Annotated in this window: 15 protein-coding genes and 1 riboswitch; of the genes, 6 read left to right on the top strand and 9 right to left on the bottom strand. The window is 54.9% G+C overall.

Going from position 1 to position 18818, the window contains the following annotated elements; translation table 11 throughout:
• Positions 1-211 precede the first annotated feature (211 nt).
• Together FKW31_RS12220 and msrB are read right to left on the bottom strand one after the other, a co-directional pair.
• The gene (locus tag FKW31_RS12220; RefSeq protein WP_006116992.1) at positions 212-649 is read right to left on the bottom strand and encodes a DUF4112 domain-containing protein; all 438 of its coding nucleotides are present in this window, start codon (positions 647-649) and stop codon (positions 212-214) included.
• A 32-nt stretch (positions 650-681) separates the two neighbouring features.
• On the bottom strand, positions 682-1149 hold the full coding sequence (gene msrB, locus FKW31_RS12215) for a peptide-methionine (R)-S-oxide reductase MsrB (RefSeq protein ID WP_006116991.1): 468 nt from the start codon (positions 1147-1149) through the stop codon (positions 682-684).
• A gap of 167 nt (positions 1150-1316) precedes the next feature.
• On the opposite strand from msrB, the gene FKW31_RS12210 reads away from it, so the two are divergent.
• Positions 1317-2738, top strand: a complete 1422-nt coding sequence (locus tag FKW31_RS12210) for a deoxyribodipyrimidine photo-lyase (protein WP_150178667.1) — start codon at positions 1317-1319, stop codon at positions 2736-2738.
• Positions 2739-2808: 70 nt separating this feature from the next.
• Here the strand turns inward: FKW31_RS12210 and FKW31_RS12205 are convergent, their stop codons facing one another.
• Positions 2809-4503, bottom strand: coding sequence for a Hint domain-containing protein (locus tag FKW31_RS12205; protein WP_150178666.1), 1695 nt, complete (start codon positions 4501-4503; stop codon positions 2809-2811).
• Between the two features lie 209 nt (positions 4504-4712).
• On the opposite strand from FKW31_RS12205, the gene FKW31_RS12200 reads away from it, so the two are divergent.
• The 5 genes from FKW31_RS12200 to FKW31_RS12180 all read left to right on the top strand — a co-directional run bounded on the left by FKW31_RS12200 (position 4713) and on the right by FKW31_RS12180 (position 11728).
• Positions 4713-5798 carry a helix-turn-helix transcriptional regulator gene (locus tag FKW31_RS12200; protein ID WP_150178665.1) on the top strand — a complete coding sequence of 362 codons (1086 nt, stop codon included), beginning with the start codon at positions 4713-4715 and terminating at the stop codon, positions 5796-5798.
• A 276-nt stretch (positions 5799-6074) separates the two neighbouring features.
• On the top strand, positions 6075-7541 hold the full coding sequence (locus tag FKW31_RS12195) for a sodium:solute symporter (protein WP_150178664.1): 1467 nt from the start codon (positions 6075-6077) through the stop codon (positions 7539-7541).
• 22 nt (positions 7542-7563) lie between these two features.
• Positions 7564-8496 carry an N-acetylmuramic acid 6-phosphate etherase gene (locus tag FKW31_RS12190; RefSeq protein ID WP_006116986.1) on the top strand — a complete coding sequence of 311 codons (933 nt, stop codon included), beginning with the start codon at positions 7564-7566 and terminating at the stop codon, positions 8494-8496.
• A complete protein-coding gene (locus FKW31_RS12185) occupies positions 8496-9482 on the top strand; it encodes an N-acetylglucosamine kinase (RefSeq protein ID WP_150178663.1) in 987 nt (328 codons plus the stop codon). Before FKW31_RS12190 ends, FKW31_RS12185 begins: the two co-directional genes overlap by 1 nt.
• A complete protein-coding gene (locus tag FKW31_RS12180; RefSeq protein WP_150178662.1) occupies positions 9479-11728 on the top strand; it encodes a beta-N-acetylhexosaminidase in 2250 nt (749 codons plus the stop codon). Before FKW31_RS12185 ends, FKW31_RS12180 begins: the two co-directional genes overlap by 4 nt.
• 77 nt (positions 11729-11805) lie before the next feature.
• On the opposite strand, the gene FKW31_RS12175 is transcribed toward FKW31_RS12180, so the two are convergent.
• From FKW31_RS12175 to FKW31_RS12155, 6 genes are all read right to left on the bottom strand, one after another.
• Positions 11806-12567 carry an ABC transporter ATP-binding protein gene (locus FKW31_RS12175; protein ID WP_150178661.1) on the bottom strand — a complete coding sequence of 254 codons (762 nt, stop codon included), beginning with the start codon at positions 12565-12567 and terminating at the stop codon, positions 11806-11808.
• Entirely contained in the window at positions 12561-13574 is a 1014-nt protein-coding gene (locus FKW31_RS12170) for an iron ABC transporter permease (RefSeq protein WP_063353545.1), read from the bottom strand. Before FKW31_RS12170 ends, FKW31_RS12175 begins: the two co-directional genes overlap by 7 nt.
• Entirely contained in the window at positions 13571-14482 is a 912-nt protein-coding gene (locus FKW31_RS12165; protein ID WP_150178660.1) for an ABC transporter substrate-binding protein, read from the bottom strand. The genes FKW31_RS12170 and FKW31_RS12165 overlap by 4 nt, the downstream gene beginning before the upstream one ends.
• Positions 14482-16656, bottom strand: a complete 2175-nt coding sequence (locus tag FKW31_RS12160) for a TonB-dependent siderophore receptor (RefSeq protein ID WP_150178659.1) — start codon at positions 16654-16656, stop codon at positions 14482-14484. The genes FKW31_RS12165 and FKW31_RS12160 overlap by 1 nt, the downstream gene beginning before the upstream one ends.
• A 4-nt stretch (positions 16657-16660) precedes the next feature.
• Positions 16661-16783, bottom strand: a complete 123-nt coding sequence (locus tag FKW31_RS16575) for a hypothetical protein (RefSeq protein ID WP_255448258.1) — start codon at positions 16781-16783, stop codon at positions 16661-16663.
• 7 nt (positions 16784-16790) lie between these two features.
• A riboswitch (cobalamin riboswitch) is annotated at positions 16791-17026 on the bottom strand.
• A gap of 52 nt (positions 17027-17078) precedes the next feature.
• A complete protein-coding gene (locus FKW31_RS12155) occupies positions 17079-18791 on the bottom strand; it encodes a Na+/H+ antiporter (RefSeq protein ID WP_150178658.1) in 1713 nt (570 codons plus the stop codon).
• Positions 18792-18818 lie beyond the last annotated feature (27 nt).

The raw sequence follows: 18818 nt of genomic DNA, 5'->3' as shown, positions 1-18818 counted from the left end.
TGTTTGGAGGCGGGGTGAATACCCCGCCTTTTTTGCTATCTGCGGCTTACTTTGCATAAGGGTAAAGCTACCCAAGTCAGTAGGGTATGACTCACGTTTTCGGGTGATTTAGACCCTTTTGAAACAGCCTGTTAACGTGCCAGACATGCAAAAGGGCCACCTCACCGGGCAGCCCTTATGACAATGAGGCATATTTTTTAAAAACGATGCCTTATTTTTTGCGCGTGGCAGCAGAGGGCGGTACACCCAGCCAGCTTTCCATAACGGCCACGTTGCGCATGTTGGCCTTAAAGGCAATGTCCAGCAGATCACCCGCCACAGGCACCACATCCACGGCGGCTTCTATGGCAATATTGCTTATCATACGCAGCAGCAGTTTGGGGGGCAGGCCCATGCGCCATGCCTCCCACACCACATAAAAGGAAAGCAGGCCCATAACCGTGCTGCCACCGCCGGGCACCAGCCCCACAATGGCATCTGCCCCTACCCTTACGCGGGTGCCGGGCAGCCTAATGGCAGCATCCAGCAACCACGCAAAACGGCGCGCCCGTTTAAGGCGGCGCAATGCATCCGCAGAGGGCTGCCCGTGTGCAGACTGCCCACTTTGGAAAGAGGAAAACCCGGTATGAGCCAGAGCATGTGTTGTCATGCTCCCTCACGTAAGCAGCAGGCATGCTGCTTTCAAGAGGCCCAGCCACTTGTATGATCCATAGCGGTGGCGCCTCCAGCAGAAGTTGCCCGTTGCGGATCTGGCCTAAAATCCAGCGCCAGACCATTCATGCAATAACGCTGGCCGGTGGGGGGTGGGCCATCAGGAAAAACATGGCCCAAATGCCCTTCGCACTGTGCGCAATGGGCCTCTGTGCGCACCATACCGTGGCTGGTATCTTTGTGCGTGGCAACGGCGTGGGGTTCTGCCGCCCAAAAGGAAGGCCAGCCACTACCACTTTCATACTTGGTGTGAGAGCGGAACAGCAGCGCCCCACAGGCCGCGCAATGATACGCCCCCTCGCGCTTTTCATGATTCAGTGGGCTGGAACCGGGATACTCCGTTCCGTGGCCAAACAGAATCTGCTCCTGCTCTGGGGTAAGCGGGCCACGCGGGCCGCACCCACCGGCACCGCAGCTGCCTGACAAAGAATCTGACATGGCTAATCGCCTTTCCTGCCGTGTTTACAGTTGCATGTTACGGCACCAACAACGTGCATGGCTATAGTTTGGCACCTTCACACTCTAGCGACTGCCAAAGACAACGCCGCCACAAAATACAGCCTACCCCATTGCATGTACACATCTATACCGGCACCACATGGCGTATGGTTAATGCACCCTCCCCCGCCCCTGTTCTGGTTTTGCTACGAGATGATTACCGCGTGGCTGATAACCCAGCCCTGCACGCGGCCTGCGCAACGGGGCAGCCCGTGCTGTGCGCCTATGTACAGGATGCCGCCTTGCAGGATGCCCCCACCACCCGCATTGCAGGTTGGGCGCAAGCCGCGTGTGCGCAACTGGCCACCAGTTTGCATAAACAGGGACAGACTTTGTTAATGTTATCCGGCCCAACGCGGCTTTCTGTTCCCGCATTGGCGCAGGCCATAAATGCTACAGATGTGTTCTGGAACCGCCGGTATGATGCGCCGGGCATTGCGGCAGATACGGATGTGCATGCAAGCCTGAAAAAACAGGGGGTGACAGTACACTCCTGCACCGGCCGTTTGTTATTTGAACCCTGGGCCATACGCACGCAGGCGGGCCAGCCATACCGTGTGTTTACCGCATGGTGGCGCGCCGCGCGGGATTTGCCAGAACCGCCGCCACCACTGCCAGTACCAGACATGCGCGGTAAAAGTTATGTGCCTGCTCGCGCTCTCAATTTGCCAGAAGGCGTGCGCCTTGGCCGCGTTGGCACGCAAATGCGCCCCGCCCTGCCCGGCTGGACAAGCGGAGAACAATGTGCCCACACCAACCTGCACCGGTTTATAGAAAACGCGCTAGAAGATTATGAAACACAGCGAGACAGAACCGATGCCACACATGGAACATCACTGCTTTCACCTTATATTCGGGTGGGGCAGATTTCTGTGCGCCAGATCTGGCATGCCATCCGCCATGCTGCACACCTGCACCCACAACTGGCCACAGATGCCGAAAAGTTTTTGGCAGAACTAGGCTGGCGTGATTTTGCGTGGATGCAGATGTTCACCACACCAGACCTTGCCACCCGCAACCTGCGCGCTGAATTTAACCACATGCCGTGGCGCACGGATGCCACAGATCTGGCAGCATGGCAGCAGGGGCAAACGGGGTTTCCGCTGGTAGATGCCGGTATGCGCCAACTGGCCCGCACGGGCTGGATGCACAACCGCGTGCGCATGGTTGTGGCCTCCTTTTTAACCAAACATCTGCTGACAGACTGGCAAAAAGGAGAACGCTGGTTTTATGCACACCTGTTGGATGCAGATGCCGCCGTAAACGCCATGAACTGGCAATGGGGCGCTGGCACAGGCATTGATGCGGCACCGTGGTTCCGTATTTTTAACCCGGTGGGCCAATCTGAAAAATATGATCCATTAGGCCAATATATTCGTACATGGGTGCCAGAACTGGCGGCGCTGGATAACAAAACCATCCACACCCCTTGGAAAAGCGCGCAACATTTAAATTACCCGCCCCCGATTGTAGACCTTAAGCTGGGCCGCCTACGTGCATTGGAGTGTTGGAAAAACCTGCCCAAATAGCACGCGATCATTATAAAACAGGCCCCACCCCGGTAGAGGTAGAGCCTGTTATTGCCCTTAACTTTTGAAATCAGGCAGAAAAAACCTGTGCTTTTTGCTCTGCCTCATGCAGCAGGTAAGGCCCGGCGGCACGAATGGTCATGGACAGAAGGCCCATTTTACCTTTGGTAAAATCACCCATAGGCAGCACGGCGTTGCCGTTTGTCCATGCGCAATCTGTCCAATCGGTATCATGCCAGCCTTCGGGCTTTTCCGCCTGAAGATGCGCTGTAATGGTATGCAAGTTTTTGGCTGTGATAAAATGCACATCCGCCACAGCTACGCCCATCTGGCGCCTATCATCCACAAACGGCCCGATAACATCAGCCGGGCGGCTGGCGCGGGAGACAATGCGCACAGACTGCGTATGAGCAGGCAGCATAAAGCTGTAACGCTGGCCATCCTGCCGCACTGGCCGAATAATTGCCCCTGCCTGCGTAACCAGATGCAGGTTGGAATCTGTGACCATAACAGCCTGTTCTACTGGCACATGGCACCCAGTTACACTGTTTTCACGCGCTTCTAGCTTGTGGAACAGGGGTTCAACAAAAGCGCGATCCACACAAAGTGGAGCGCCTGCATCTTTTGTCCAGTTCCGCACAGCGCCGCGCAGGGTTGCCACCTTGCCTTCCTGACGGAAAGACGCACGGTTGCCCGTATCCAGATAGCTTTCTGTGAGCATACCATCGGCAGTGATAACCGAATGCTGTGCTGTTTCTACATGGTAGTAATCATAGGAGAGAATAGACTTATCGTAAAAAATGGATACACCATTTACCAACATCCGCACTGGCACAAACTTGCCATCAAAGAACAAGCAATGTTCTGCGGTAATCAGCATATCCTTGTAGGGCACGCCATCTGCAATGGCATCTTTAAGAATACGCACCGGGTAGCCTGCCTCATCATCCGGCAGACCTGCGCGCACCACGGCATGCGCCTTGCCAACCCATACAACCGGACGCGTGATGTCTTTGTTGTTTTTCCAATCGAACGTAACAACCTGATCACCAATCTGGATATCTTCCACCGCAACATCCCCTTCGGAAGTGCGGATCATGCTGCCAGCAAGAAAGCAAACAATTTTATCAGCGGTAAGGTAGGTTTTGCCGTTAACTGTTTTAACAGTGAATGTAGAACCTTCATCTGCTTCAGGTAGCTGAAAAGATGACGTACCTGAAATAGGCTGCCCATTATCCGTAAGTGTATAAACACCATTCACATACGTATAGTTATCGGCTGCCATACCATCCAGAATAATGGTATCACCAGAAGAAATATTTGTAATGTATTCAATAATACTTGGCGTTGTTCCGGCGGCAACTTCAATTGTGCCTCCGTCCCCACCAAACTGAATCAAGCCGGAAGTTGTTGTGGCATAGCCCCCCAGAATAAGCGTGCCACCATTACCAACCACAACGGTGGAACCTGTTGCAATTTTATCTGAGTTATCAAGCGTTAATGATGCACCATCTGAAACGGTAACTGTTGCAGTGCTCCCGGACGCTTCCCCAACATTCCAGCTAGTTGCTGTAACAACAGCATTATTATTTATAGAAATAGTGCCTGTAGTTGCTTGAGTAGGATCAGAAAGTGGAACTGTTGGTGTGATATAAGCAGTCCCGATAATACTGCCGCTTTCATTAATGCTGATAACGCCGTTGCTGTCTGGCTCGATAACCGACTGACTTCCGTTGGTCGGCTTAAAGATAATCGACTCAGCCATTTGTTGTGCCCTTTTACATGGTTTGCCTGCGCCGATTACGCTTTGTTTGGAAAATATCATCCACTACCATATGGGGTGTGTTTGAAAAAAAAATAATTATACCAAATGGTATATTGCGTTTGTATCGCATTAACTTATTGTGCGCGTGCCGTTGAGGGCAACCGTGTACTCTTTGAGTAAGTATTACTCAAAAATGGATATTCACAGACATGCTTTCAGAAATAATAAAAAATATATACGCAACTATTGACAATAGAAGTCTATGGAAAAAATCACTCGCCACTATTGCAGAATACTGTAACGGCAGCAATGAAGGTGGGGCTGCACTGGTTCCTTTAGACCCGGATTGTGTTCAATGGCGTTATGGAAGCAGCAAAAACGAAGAATCTGACTTACTTTATTACTCTCAATGGAGCGGAAAATCTCCGCTAAGATCATACAAACCCCAAAGTATGCCCGGAGATTTTTGTTATATAGACGATAGCTTTCTAACAGATAAGGAGCTTGATCACTCTCCATTTTATCAGGAATATCTCAAAGATTTTGGCGTCCGCAGGCTACAGAATTGCCTTTTTGAAAATTTTCGCGGTAAAAAATTTCTTTTATCCATACAAAACCCAATCGACGCCCCAGCCGATACCCTTTCAACATCCAAAAAAAAGCTGATCACGCTTATTCCCCATATTATACAGGCTATAAATATAGGGGATAACTTCTATTATAACAAAAACACAAAAGATTGCTTTCAATGCCTTATCGACAATATGCCGTATGCTATTGCCATTTTTGATAAACAAAACAATATTTTATTTGCAAACCATAAGATGATAGATATGGAACAATATGGTATTTTTATTATAAACAATAAAATCAAAAACAAATATGAAGATTCTAAAATAAAAATAGAAAAATTGTTAAACTCTACTGAAAAGGATACATATGTTACGTTCTCAACAAAATCACAGAAAAAATTTATTGCGAAAATCGGTTTTTTCAACAACATTAAAAAAAACAATCAGGATATTTCTCTTCTTTTCCCAAAGTTCCTTATTATTCATGATTGCCATATCAATAAGAATACAGAAAAAATACTTAAAAACTTCTTTCTTTCTCCTGCACAATCCAAAATTTCTTGCATGATTGCCAATGGGCTTCCTGTAAAGGAGATAGCTAAAACGCTTAATATTACTGAAGGCACAGCCAGACAAACTATTAAGGAGGCTTTTACTCGTCTGGATATTAACAGTCAGGTCAAGCTTGCTTCCTTCATAAAGGACATAGATTGTTTGCCATAATTATAGCCGCATAACATCAAACCCCTACCCGTTAAAAGCAGCGTGATTCTGTTCTGGAACAGCGCCACAAACCCATACATAGCCAAACCGGACAGGCAGATATGGTGCCTGATAATTTCATCTCACGCCAAGGCGGCCCTTTTCTCCAGTTCCCACGTAAGAAATCATGCGCCTAAGCTGTTGATCTTTCATGGCGGCAAAACTACGCTGGCACTGTTTCTTCTTCCAAAATAGTTTTTAGCGTCGCCCTATCATGCCAAAACCCTTACGCCAGATATGACATTTGCCGATCTGCTGGTCATGCTGGCGTACCTTACAGCCCTGCCCCTTCTGGCGCTGGGGCTTGCTGGCCGCCAAACCTCCGCCACAGCATACCTTGAAGGGCATGGTGATCTGCCGTGGTGGGCACTCTGCCTTTCCCTTGTAGCAACAGAAACCTCTACCCTTACGCTTATCAGCGTGCCCGGCATTGCCTATGGCAGCGGCATGGTTTTTGTGGGGTTGGCCCTTGGGTATCTGATAGGCCGCGCCATTGTGGCCTGGAAGTTTCTGCCCCTTTATCAATCAGGCAAAATGCTCAGCGCGTATGATTGGCTGGGCCAGCGCTTTGGCGCTTCCATGCAGCGTATGGCGTCCTCTACATTTTTAATCACACGCTTGCTGGCGGAAGCTGTGCGTCTGTTTGCAGGCATGTTGCCTCTGGCGGCTATGTTGGATGCCGCACATATGGGCCTGCCCCATGCTGCATTGCTGGGCGGTATTATGCTGGTTACGCTGTTTTATACACTGTGCGGTGGCCTGCGCGCTGTTGTGTGGTCAGACAGTATTCAGTTCGGGCTGTATCTGTTTGGCTCTGCCGCCTGCCTTGCCCTGCTGTGGCAGGTAGCCCCTCCGGGTGTGCTGCACACGCTATATGCTGCGGGGCGGTTTGATTTGTTTGTGAACCATACGCCACCTTTCACCAGTTCCTTTACGCCACTGGCAGCTCTTTTGGGCGGCACAGTGCTTTCTGTAGCCTCGCACGGAACAGATCAGCTTATGGTACAGCGCGTATTGGCGGCCCGCTGCCTGCGTGATGCACGGCTGGCCCTTATGGGCAGCGCTGTGGGAGTGGGCCTTTTGTTTGCGCTGCTTTCTGGCGTGGGCGTGCTGCTATGGGCACATCATGGTGGGGCCACCTTGCATCAGGCTGGATTTGCCACGCCAGATGCCATTTTTCCCGCCTATATCGCGCAGGAACTGCCCTCCGGCTTACGGGGGCTGATGCTGGCTGGCGTACTGGCAGCCACTATGGGGTCTCTCTCCGCCACGCTTTCCGCCATGACAGCCGCCACAATGGGAGATTTTGCAGCCCCCTGCGCATGGGCGGCCCGCAAACTTGGCCTTTCCGGCCTTGGGTTTGCACGGGTTGTTACCTTGTTCTGGGCTGTGGCATTGGTGGTGTGCGCGGGCATGTTTGCACAGGGCAGCCAGTCTGCCGTGCTGGTTGGGCTTTCTATTGCCGCATGTGGGTATGGCCCCATGCTGGCCAGCTTTATAGCTGGCATGGCATGGCCGGGCCTAAAGGCGCGCATATTGGCCCCCGCCTTTGGCCTGAGCGTACCGCTTATGGTGCTGGCCATGATGTATCTGCACCCCCACGGCAAACCGCTGGCTTTTGTCTGGCTGATTGTGCTGGGCATGATCACACTGTTTGGACTGGTCGGCCTGCGCTATGTGATACAAAAGAAAATACGCCATTAGTTTTATACAAAGGGTTCCAGTTATGCTCCAGCCTGCCTCTGTTCCGCTTGCCCATACAGAAACGCTGGATGCCCGCTACACAGATCTGGACATATGGCCTACAGGCACGGTGCTGGAAGCCCTGCTGGAAAGCCAGCTTGGGGCCGTTGCCGCTGTAAAATCCGCCCTGCCACAACTGGAAGCCGCCATTACAGCCGCCGTACCGCGGTTAGAGGCCGGAGGCCGCCTGTTTTACGTGGGCGCAGGCACATCGGGCCGTATTGGGTTGCAAGATGGGGTAGAGCTTATTCCCACCTATGGTTGGCCTGCTGAGCGGCTGGTGCTCATGCTGGCAGGCGGTGATGCCGCGCTATTTAACCCCGTTGAAGGGGCAGAAGATGATGAAGCTGAAGCCCGCCGCGCCATAAATGCCCATGCCCCCACCGCGCAGGATGTTGTTATTGGCGTGGCGGCCAGCGGTGGCACGCCTTATACCTGCGCTGCGCTGGAAACTGCCAAGGGTGCAGGCAGCCTGTGCATTGGCATGTCATGCAGCCCAAACACACGCCTTTTGAATACTGAATACCCGGTGCTGATCCAAACCGGGCCGGAAGTGGTGGCAGGCTCCACCCGTATGAAGGCCGGTACGGCGCAAAAAGTAACCCTTAATCTGCTGTCCACCACGTTAATGATCCGCTTGGGCCATACATGGCGCGGGCAGATGGTAGATATGCGCATTGTTAACGCCAAGCTGGTGCGGCGCGCACACCGCATGTTGCGCCATCTTACGGGCTGCACACAAGCGCAGGCAGAAGATGCCCTGCAACACGCCAACGGCAGTATCAAGCTGGCCGTACTGCTGCGCCACGGGTTGGATGTTCCGCAGGCCCGGCAGCTTTTAACGTTGTGTGGCGGGCATTTACGCAAGGCTCTGGCGCGTATTGCGGCAAAAACCCCCGCAGAGGCCTCAGCCTAATGGCCGCCCACCCCACCATTCTGGCGCTGGATGGCGGCGGCACCCATACGCGTGCGGTGGTAATAGCACCAGATGCCACCGTAATGGCGCAGGCTACTGGCCCCGGTTGCAACCCGTTTGATAGGCCAGAATGGGCCGAAAACCTGCGCCACCTTCTGGCACAAATGCCACGCACCACTTTGCAATCTGCCGTGCTGGGCATGGCAGGGTATGATACCGCACGCCCTTCCTCCGCCCAGCAGGAACAGGTGGCCCGCGCAGCCCTTGGCCCCAATGTGCAGCTGTGGTTAGAAAATGATGTAGAAACCGCACACCGCGCCGCCTTTGCGGGCCAAGCGGGGATGTTTGTGTTGGCGGGTACCGGGTCTGTCGCCATGGCGGTGGGGGCAAACGGGCAAACAGCACGCGCTGGTGGCTGGGGCTGGCTTTTGGGGGATGAAGGCGGCGGTTACTGGATAGGCCGCAAAGCGCTAGGCTATGCCACGCGGTATCTGGATGATCCTTCCGTGCCTTTTGCCGCTTTTGCGCAAGCGTTGCTCCTTAGCCTGAACCTGCCCACCACAGGCCCCACCGCACCAGACGCCCTGCGAGAATGGCTGCGCACCCGCACGCACCCGCGTTCCGCCGTGGGCGATGTAGCCGCAACCGTACACACATTAGCTCAGAACAAAGAAACATACGCCATAGCCCTACTGCGTGCCGCTGGCGGACATCTGGCAGAACTGGCCCACGCAACGGCCAAACAGGTAAGCAACCTGCCGCCTTCTCCTCTGCCTTTGGCGTGGAGCTACGGCGGTAGCGTGATGCACAACCCCGTTGTGCTGCAAACCGTCACATCCCTGTTGGGCACAAAACCGCACCCCGCTACACTGCCCCCTATTGGTGGTGCGGTATTAAAAGCAGCAGAACTGGCCGGATGGCATAGTGATGCCACATGGATCTGCCAACTTGCCCGCAATCTCACACACGGAAAGGCGATTGCATGATAAAGGGGTTTTCCATCCGCACTGGCTTACGTGTTCTGGCCGCCGGGTGCGCCGTAGGTGTGCTGGCAGGTTTTGGCGCAAACCTTGCCCCTGCCAGAGCAGATGCCGCGCAGCCCGCAGTGTTTAACGCACCGCAGCCACCGGTTATCATGCCCGCACCCAGTACGCTGCAAACGGATGGATCTGCTTTTGCTTTGCCTGCCCAATGGCAGGTTATCTGGCAAAGCCCCCCTACCCCGCTTTTAACCCGCGCCATGCAACGTTTTGCAAACCGCATGAGTGGAGTGGCCGGGCAAGAGGTTTATGTAGAAAATGCAAAAAAGGGAAAAGACCAAAACACTTTTCCCATCCACATTCAGTATGCGCGTGAGGCCAGTTTTCCCGCCCCCACCATGCGGGAGGATTATACGCTGGATGTGGGGCCAGATGGCATAACCCTAACGGCGCAAGGCCCTGCTGGTGTGCTGCATGGTTTGGCCAGCATTGTGCAGCTTGTACGGCGTGAGGCCACAGGCCCGGTTATGGCGCAGGCGCATATTCAGGATAGCCCACGCTTTACATGGCGCGGGCTGATGCTGGATGTAAGCCGCCACTTTATGTCCATCCCCACTATTGAGCGGCAGCTTGATGCCATGGAAATGGTAAAATTGAATGTACTGCACCTGCATCTTTCAGATGGCGCGGCATTTCGGGTAGAAAGCAGGCATTACCCGCGCCTGCAAAAAATCAGCAGCCACGGGCAATATTACACGCAGGCCGAAATCCGTAATCTGGTGCAATATGCAGCAGAAAGAGGCATTCGCATTGTGCCGGAATTTGATACGCCGGGCCACAGCTTTGCCATGCTGCTGGCCTACCCACAATACGCCTCTGTCCTACCCATGAACACAACAGACCGTGCCGAGATCAACCGCGCGGCGCTAGACCCCACAAACCCCGCCACCTACAGTTTTGTGCGTGGGCTGTATGCTGAAATGTCCGCCCTGTTTCCAGATCCCGTATTCCATATTGGTGGGGATGAGGTGGTGGCCAAACAATGGACACTGACACCCCGCATTGCGCGCTACATGCAGGCGCATCATTTTGCCACACCTGCTGATTTGCAAGCCAGTTTTACGAACCGCGTGGCGCAAATACTCAAAGCCGATGGCAAAATCGTTATGGGGTGGGATGAGGTTCTGGCGGCCAATGTGCCGCCCCACACCATTATAGAAAGCTGGCGCGGCCCAGCCAACACAGCAAAAGCCGCAGAGGCAGGCCTGCCCGTGGTGGTATCTGGCCCATATTATCTGGATAGGCTGCTGCCTGCCTCCGCCTATTATGAGACAGACCCGCTAGACACCCGCAAGGATGCCGCAGAGGCACAGGCCGCAGCCCAAACAACTGGCCCCGGCGGCACCATTGCCACCCCCACAGACACCAAACCCGATGCCCCCGTACCCCCGTTAACAAAGCAGCAAAAAACCCTGATACTGGGGGCCGAAGGCGCATTGTGGACAGAAGTGGTGGATGAAGACATGCTGGATGCCCGCCTATGGCCCCGCATGGCCGCCGTGGCGGAGCGGTTTTGGTCTACCCCACAAAACTGCGTGCCTCAAACCCTGTATGGCAGGCTGGCGATGACTCAGGATAAACTGGATCTTATGGGCCTGAAAAGCCGCGAAGATGCAGATGCCCTGCTAGACCGCCTTGCCGCGGGTGAAACACAAGCCCCGCGTGTGCTGCTAAGTGCTGTTTCCCCCGTACGCAATTACGCCCATAACCACGAATTTTTACAAATCCGCCATAAGCAAACGGCCACGGAACAGGATTTAAACACCCCATCAGACATTGCCAGCCCAGATAGCTTTGAGGCTGAAAGGTTTAATGCCGAGGCTGCTGCCTTTGTAAACGGCAAGGTGGAACTCAAGCCAGAGCTGGAACGGCAACTCACCATCTGGGCGGATAATGATGCCGCGTTTCATCAGGTTGCAGCCCGCCATGCTGCGCTTACACCCGCACTAGCGGCATCTACCCGGTTGGCCGCCCTTGCCCGTGCCGGGCTGGCGGCACTGGGTACAGAGCGCACACCCGGATGGCGTGAACAGGCGCGGGAAACATTGGATGCAGCGCGCAAGGACATTGCAGCTTCATCCTCCATCCATGTTGTCACCAATACGCCCCAACCTGCGGGGGATTTAATCCAGCGTATTGTACCGGGTGTGGAAGCCTTGGTAACGCGCGAAGGCGGATTAACCCTGCCCTAAGAACGCATTTTTACAAACGCGCTACCGCAGCATATGTCTGTATGGCTGCACGGACACGTGTAAAAACGCTACTCTGCTTACTCTGGCTGTGCCGTGCATAAATCCCACGGCACAACGGCGTTTTCTACCCGCCGCGTGGTAACACCGTAAGTTTGGCGCACCATCTCATCTGTCAGGCTGGTAGGAGGAATGGTATGCCCAATACGGCCCTGCTGCATGAGCACCAAGGTTTTGCAAAAACGTGTGGCCAGCAACAAATCATGCAACACCACCACAACGCACGTGCCCCGTGCCGCCAGTTTGCAAAACACCTGCATAACCGCCAAGGCATGGGCGGGGTCCAACGCGGCTACGGGTTCATCCGCCAGCAAAATGGGGGCCTGCACCGCTAAAGCACGCGCCAGCATAAGCCGTGCACGCTCTCCACCAGAAAGCTGGCTGGCTGGGCGATCCGCCAACCCCAGCAACCCCACTTCCGCCAAAGCTTGCGCCACTGCCGGATGATGCAAGGCCTGTGTGGGAGATTCCCCATAAGGCAAGCGCCCCAGTGATGCCACCTCCCGCACTGGCATGGGCGGAAATGGCGGCACATCCTGCGGCATATACGCCATAAGCCGCGCACGCTGGGCCAATGTAAGCCGTTGCAAAGGCGCGTCATCACACACCACATGCCCCTGCGTGGCGGGTAACAAGCCCGCCATAATACGCAACAGCGTACTTTTGCCAGCACCATTAGGGCCTATTAATGCTGTTACGCTTCCCGCCTCAAATTGCACAGTGGCAGCTTGGAGAGGCTGCGCGCCCTCTATGCTGAACCCAACATTCTGCACATTTAACATGACAGCATGTTCCGTTTTCTAAACAAGATAACACGGTGGAAAAACACAGGCGCCCCCACCAAGGCCGTTACCACACCCAACTGCAATTCTGTGCGCCCGGCCATAAGCCGCACTGCCAGATCTGCCGCCAGCAAAAGCGCAGCCCCGCCCAAAAATGCTGGCACCATAAGCCGAGATGGCCGATGCCCCGCCAAAGGCCGCAACAAATGCGGCACCACCAGCCCCACAAACCCGATAGCGCCAGAAACCGCAACGCAAGAGCCCACAGCCAATGCAGTGCCCACAACCACGCGCATTTGCACGCCCCCAACACCACCAAGCCGAAAACCGAGACTTTGGGCCACGTCCTCCCCCATTGTTAGGGCATCCAAGGCGCGGCCACAGCCCATAAGCAGGGCACACCCCACCACCACGCCGGGCAAGGCCAGCAGCACATCATTAAGGGTGCGATCTGTTAAAGACCCCATAAGCCAATGCATGATTTCAAACGTGGCATAGGGGCTGGGCACCAGGTTCAGCACCAGTGCGGTAAGGGCTGCGGTAAAACTGCTCACTGCCGCACCAGCCAACAACAGCACCAATGCGCCACCACGCCCCACCAGCGCCACAAGCAACGTGGCCGTAACCAATGCACCAGCCAAACCACCCAAAGGCAGCAAAGCCGAGGCTATTTGAAAAAGCCCTGTATAGAACACACAAACAGCCCCAAGGGCTGCCCCGCCAGAAACACCTAAAAGCCCCGGATCAGCCAGCGGATTGCGCAAATAGCCTTGCAGCACCGCACCACTTAGCCCCAACGTGCCGCCAACCATAAGGGCCAGCAACATACGCGGCAGGCGCAACTGCCCCATAATAACCGCACCTATGGAATGCGCACCGGCCCACCAATCTGCCAAGGCTGCTGGCACATTAATGCTGCTTTCCCCCCACCACAAAGAGGCCACAGCCATAACGGCCACCAGCACCACCAACAGCGTGTTCAGCACAACGGGGCGCAAGGGCTTCATGGTTGGGTTTCCTTTACCGTAGGCTGCGCAATGGGTGGGTTTTGAAAATTCTTTGCGCCATCAGCCACAATGCTATCCCGCGCGTGACGTAATGAGGCAACGGCATCCAGCGTTTGTGGCAGCCCACACAGCCAAAGGCGCGCTGGCACATCCACAACATGCGGTGGCGCAAACATGGCCAGCATAACCGGGTTGGCCAGCATGGCCTGTGCAAGAGAATGGCCGGGGCCGGAGGGATCTCGCACCAGTAAATCGGGGTGATAAGCCAACAGCACTTCCAGCGGTACGCGCCCGCCCAAAGGTGGCGTGCCTGCCGTGGTGGCAAAGTTACGCAAACCGGCATGAGCCAGCACATCATCGGGCAAACTATGGGCGTGCACCACAAAGCCATTGGCCTCATACACCACGGCTATGGGGTCTGATAGTTGGCGGGTGGTAGCAAGTTCCGCCAACCGGGCTTGAAATGCCGCTACAAGCTGCCGCCCGCGTTCGGGGTGCCCCACCGCATTGGCAACTTGCATGATCTGGTCTGGAATATCCGCCAAGGAGGATGCGGGGGAAAGCGTAAGCACTTTGGCCCCTACCTCCTTTGCAGCCCGCACAGCCAAGCGGGCTGTAAAGCGGCCTGCCAGCACCACATCTGGTTTGGCGGCCAACACTGTTTCCGCCGTGGATTGCAACACCGGCACGTCCTGCGCCTGCTGGCACAACACAGATTCCGTGCAATCCCGCGCCAAAGTGGAAAGACCTATAATATCCTTGTGGTCTGCCAACATAAGGGCAAGCTGATCTGTGCACAGGTTAAGCGATGCCACACGCTCTGCCCGTGCTGCCCCCGGCGCAGGCACCGCAAGGGCTGCACCCAGTACACACATACCCACCCGGCGGAGGATTACGGAAAGCTGCATCAGTAATTCAGCGTAAAGCCGCCATAGCCTGCGCGGCCGGGCTGAAGATAGCCTATGGGGCTTTCATACTGGCGGTTCAGCAAGTTATCTGCCCGCGCAAACACCGTTACATAGCGGTTGATTTTATAACTGGCCGCCAGATCTATGGTGAAATATCCGTGGTCTTTACCGCATGTGCTGCAATACTGGTACGTATCGGAAATAACAGGCACATCACGCGCGCCGCTGACATACAGAATATTGCCCGAAAGCGAGAGCCCATCCACCGGCTGCCATGTGGTGTTGAAATTGAACTTGTGCTGCGGGCGGCGTTGGAGTTCTTGCCCGGTAGAGGCATCTCGCGCGTGGGTCCATGTATAGTTCAGGTTGAAATCCAGCGTATCCAGCGCTTTCCAATCCAGATACGCTTCCACGCCATACATGCGGGCACGGGCGACGTTATTGTAGGAATAGGTGGAATAATAATTTTCGTAAGAACTTACGGACTGGATAAGGTTGCGCACGTGGTTTTCATACCATGTGGCCCCAAAATGCAATTTGTCATGCGCCAAGGTTTGTTCTACGCCCACATCATACCCTATCAGGCGCTCGGCCCGCAGGTTGGGGTTCCCCTTTTCTGCATAGCTGGTGGAAATCTGGTTGGCAAAAAGCTGATACAATGAAGGGCCATGAAAACCACTGCCTGCACTGGCCTTGATAACCGTGCCGCTGTGCGGAATATGAATGGCCGGAGCCACGCGCCACGTCACATAATTGCCGTAGCGGGAATTGGCGTCATACCGGATATTGGCCGCACCATATAAAATCTTGTTCCAGTTACCCTGATACTGCCCATACCCTGCCGTGGTATCCATGCCCGCACTGGTGCTGAACGGCGTGGAAGATGGCGCGCTATTTCCTTGGTTGGAATTAAACGTGTCATGAAAATGCTCTGCCCCCACAAGCAGAGATCCGTATTTATCCAGATTGACGGTGCCGTGCCAGTCTATCTTGATACGGCTGGTGCGGTAATATGTGGGATCATACTGCAAGGCATCGCCTTCCAGCGTGGTGCCGGTTTCTGTCCAGCTTCTGCGGCCTGTCATATACCCCAGACCAATGACCTGATCGAACCTGCCACCAAATGAGGACAAATGCGCCGTGCCCCGCACAATGGCCTGATTTTGCGTGGTATGTTCACGCTCGCTGCTGACATCACCGTAATATCCCAAGCGGCTGTAATATTCATCTTCCATATTATAGCTGCTGTAGGTGTGCAGATTGCTCTGGATCAGCCGGGCCGTTAGCCCCAGATCAAAATTATGCGTCACATCATAGCCAAGGCGAATATTGGCGGAGCGGTTATCGTTTCTATCCCCCCGGTGGCGCTGCTCCTTATCTGCGCCAAAATAGCGCCCGATATAACGCGGGATTTCATGAAAGCCATCCTGCCGGTAATGAGAAAGCTCCACATTGTAATGGAACTTTCCCTTACTGCCGCGCGCGCCCATAACCTGATTAAACGTGCCGTAAGATCCACCTTCTACCCGCACAAAAGGGGTGAACCTGCCCTGCCCTTGCGCGGTGGTTATATCAATCACCCCGGCCATGGCATCCGCCCCGTACAGGCCACTTTGCGGCCCGCGCAAAATTTCTATGCGGCCCATGCCATCAGTTACAAACTGCGCGGCATCAAACGCACCAGAAGTGGAGCTGCCATCGTTAATATCCATGCCATCCAGCCGCACTTTTACCTCGTTGGCATTGTTGCCACGCATGAAAATAGAGGTGGTGCCCCCAAAACCGCCCGAACGCACCACATTCAGCCCCGGTTGGCGGGCCAGAATATCTGTTAACGTGCGGCGCTGCTGGGTGAGTATCTGCTTTTCTGTCACGATCGTCATGGCCGTGCCAATTTCATCCGCCCGCATGGGCCGCCGTGCGGCACTAACCGTAATGTAATCCGGGTAAGCCTGCGCGCTACGCGCTTGCACAGCTTGCATGCCCTCCACCCCGGCCAAAACAGGCGCATTTTGTGGCGCCGGAACAGTGGTAGCTGGTGTTGCTGCCGCCTTGGTGGCAACAGTATTTTTGCTCGTTGATGTGACGGAGGTTGGGGCATCTGCCGCCCAAACGGCAGTGGTTTCTACCAGCAGCAAAGATGAGCCGGTAAGCAAAAGGGTTTTAAGGCGCATGGCTTTAGGCAATCTCGCGGTTTAACAGCGTTGCCACGAGACCTGGCCCGGCTTTTCCACCACAGGGGCGCAAACCACCCCATAGGCTAACCGCTAGCCCAGCCTGCCAGCACACCCCGGCTGACATGCCCCGTCTGCAACTGTGTGCTGATGGCAGGTCTCCTGGCTTGCGGTTTTTTCGGTTGTGGCACCCCTTCCCGGAAAGGTTTGTTCCAGTGGGCCAGCGCGTAAGGCGCTGTGCGTGCACATCCATGCCGCTTACAGTTGCGGGGACAGCCCGGGAATATCGCAAAACCATTGCAGGCAACGGCGCGGGCACCCGGTTCCCTTTTCATTCCCCTAAGGGGAAACCATCATGCGGTGTGGTTTACAGGCTGGGGGTGGCTTGTCAACAAAAGCACGCCACGTTTGGCAGGCTGGCTTTAGGCCTCCCGCGGGAGGCGCTGAGACTGCGAGCGGATTACCTGCTCCTCATAATCCAGTTCCTGCTGGAGCTTCCATTCTGTTTGGTCATTGATCTCTCTGCGCGATGTCATATCTCGCATGGCCTGCCGTTCTGCCCGCAGCAATTGCAGGCGCAGGGCCAGATCCATACGCGCATGGCGCAATGCCCGGTTACGATCCAGCGGCGTAATGCGCGGCGTTTCATCCTCCTCTTCCAACCGGCTGTGATACAGTTGGTAGAGGCGGTCTATCACCTCCTGCCGCAGGGCTTCATCTGCGGCACCTTGCCCCTCCGGCTTAGCCAGTGCTGTGCCCTTTGGGTTGGGCGCCGGCGGCTGCGTGCGCGCTTTTGTAAGCACTGCAAGGGCTGCGCGTATCAGCTTTTGGCGGGCCATGTTTTCTTCCTGCGCATTCTTATCCACCGTTTCGTGCGGCAAAAAACGCAGGCACAGAGGAATGAACACACTGGCAGCCAGCAGGGAAAGCACAATTACACCTGTAGCCGCCACCACCACGGCATCGCGCATGGGAAAGGCATCTGTGCCATCCGCTCCTTCTGGCAGAGAGAGCACAGCCGCCAGCGTAACGGCCCCGCGCACCCCGGCAAATGTCAGCAACAAGCTGCCTGCAAAGCCCGTGGGTTCAAACGGCAGGCTGCCAATACGCGCCACCACCCAACGGCCAAAAACGGATGTCCATACGCCTGCAAACCGCATGGCCAGCATAATGGCGTATATTTGCACCACAAACAGGCTAACTTGCCACAAAGCCACATCGTATTTATGGCCCAACGCCACGCCATGTTGCAGCAATTCTGGCAACTGCAAGCCCAGAAACAAAAAGATAAGCGCGTTAAAAACGTAGCTGACAATGTTCCATACGGTTGTGGCCTGTAAGCGGGTAAAGGTGGCGGTATCCTCTATCATACCGGAAAGTTTAAGCACCATGCAGCCTGCCACGGCGGCCAGAATGCCCGAACATTCCACCGCTTCCGCCGCTGCGTACATTAAAAATGGCAAGAGCAGCAAAAAGATGATTTGGGATTGCGAATCATCATACCCACGACGCACCAGCACGCGGTTAAGCTTAACAGTCAGCCATGCCACCGCAGCGCCCACCAGCAAGCCGCCCAGCGCCACCATTAAAAACGTGCCAAAAGCCTGCCTGTAAGAGAACTCCCCCGTAAGGGCATCGGCCATGGCAAAGCGAAAGCACACAAGGCCGGAGGCATCGTTAAACAGGGCCTCACCAGATAAAATCTGCAACAACCGATTGGGAACTTTGCGCCCTTCAATAAGGCTGGAAACAGCTACCGTATCTGTGGGGGAAAGCGCTGCCGCCAGCGTAAAACAGATGGGCAAGCCCAGTTCTGGCACAATCCAATGAATAGCATAGCCACATACCAGCGTGCTGATAACCACAAGCCCAAAGGCCAAAAACAGAATGGGGCCGCGCAGTTCTGAAAACTCACGCAATGGCATGCGGAATGAATCTGCAAACAGCAAAGGCGGCAGAAATACAAACATGAACATATCTGGCTGCAAGCTGACATGCATGCCCGCCAACGCCGCAAACACACCCAGAATGATAAGAATAACCGGCTGCGGAACCTTCTGTTTAAACAGGGCAACAAGCAGGCTGCTAACTGCCGCCAGCAAAAGCAGCAACAGAATGTTTTCTATGGTTAACATGGCTTGCGCTCTTTGGGCGTGTTTAGG

The organism is Acetobacter sp. DmW_136, from assembly GCF_008690365.1.
GTDB lineage: Bacteria > Pseudomonadota > Alphaproteobacteria > Acetobacterales > Acetobacteraceae > Acetobacter > Acetobacter oryzifermentans.
This window is presented reverse-complemented; position numbering and strand designations above follow the sequence as displayed.

Excerpts from the sequence above, each read along its gene's own strand:
- FKW31_RS12220 (WP_006116992.1), bottom strand. The coding sequence starts at position 649 with ATGACAACACATGCTCTGGCTCATACCGGGTTTTCCTCTTTCCAAAGT.
- msrB (WP_006116991.1), bottom strand. The coding sequence starts at position 1,149 with ATGTCAGATTCTTTGTCAGGCAGCTGCGGTGCCGGTGGGTGCGGCCCG.
- FKW31_RS12210 (WP_150178667.1), top strand. The coding sequence starts at position 1,317 with ATGGTTAATGCACCCTCCCCCGCCCCTGTTCTGGTTTTGCTACGAGAT.
- FKW31_RS12205 (WP_150178666.1), bottom strand. The coding sequence starts at position 4,503 with ATGGCTGAGTCGATTATCTTTAAGCCGACCAACGGAAGTCAGTCGGTT.
- FKW31_RS12200 (WP_150178665.1), top strand. The coding sequence starts at position 4,713 with ATGCTTTCAGAAATAATAAAAAATATATACGCAACTATTGACAATAGA.
- FKW31_RS12195 (WP_150178664.1), top strand. The coding sequence starts at position 6,075 with ATGACATTTGCCGATCTGCTGGTCATGCTGGCGTACCTTACAGCCCTG.
- FKW31_RS12190 (WP_006116986.1), top strand. The coding sequence starts at position 7,564 with ATGCTCCAGCCTGCCTCTGTTCCGCTTGCCCATACAGAAACGCTGGAT.
- FKW31_RS12185 (WP_150178663.1), top strand. The coding sequence starts at position 8,496 with ATGGCCGCCCACCCCACCATTCTGGCGCTGGATGGCGGCGGCACCCAT.
- FKW31_RS12180 (WP_150178662.1), top strand. The coding sequence starts at position 9,479 with ATGATAAAGGGGTTTTCCATCCGCACTGGCTTACGTGTTCTGGCCGCC.
- FKW31_RS12175 (WP_150178661.1), bottom strand. The coding sequence starts at position 12,567 with ATGTTAAATGTGCAGAATGTTGGGTTCAGCATAGAGGGCGCGCAGCCT.
- FKW31_RS12170 (WP_063353545.1), bottom strand. The coding sequence starts at position 13,574 with ATGAAGCCCTTGCGCCCCGTTGTGCTGAACACGCTGTTGGTGGTGCTG.
- FKW31_RS12165 (WP_150178660.1), bottom strand. The coding sequence starts at position 14,482 with ATGCAGCTTTCCGTAATCCTCCGCCGGGTGGGTATGTGTGTACTGGGT.
- FKW31_RS12160 (WP_150178659.1), bottom strand. The coding sequence starts at position 16,656 with ATGCGCCTTAAAACCCTTTTGCTTACCGGCTCATCTTTGCTGCTGGTA.
- FKW31_RS16575 (WP_255448258.1), bottom strand. The coding sequence starts at position 16,783 with ATGTCAGCCGGGGTGTGCTGGCAGGCTGGGCTAGCGGTTAGCCTATGG.
- FKW31_RS12155 (WP_150178658.1), bottom strand. The coding sequence starts at position 18,791 with ATGTTAACCATAGAAAACATTCTGTTGCTGCTTTTGCTGGCGGCAGTT.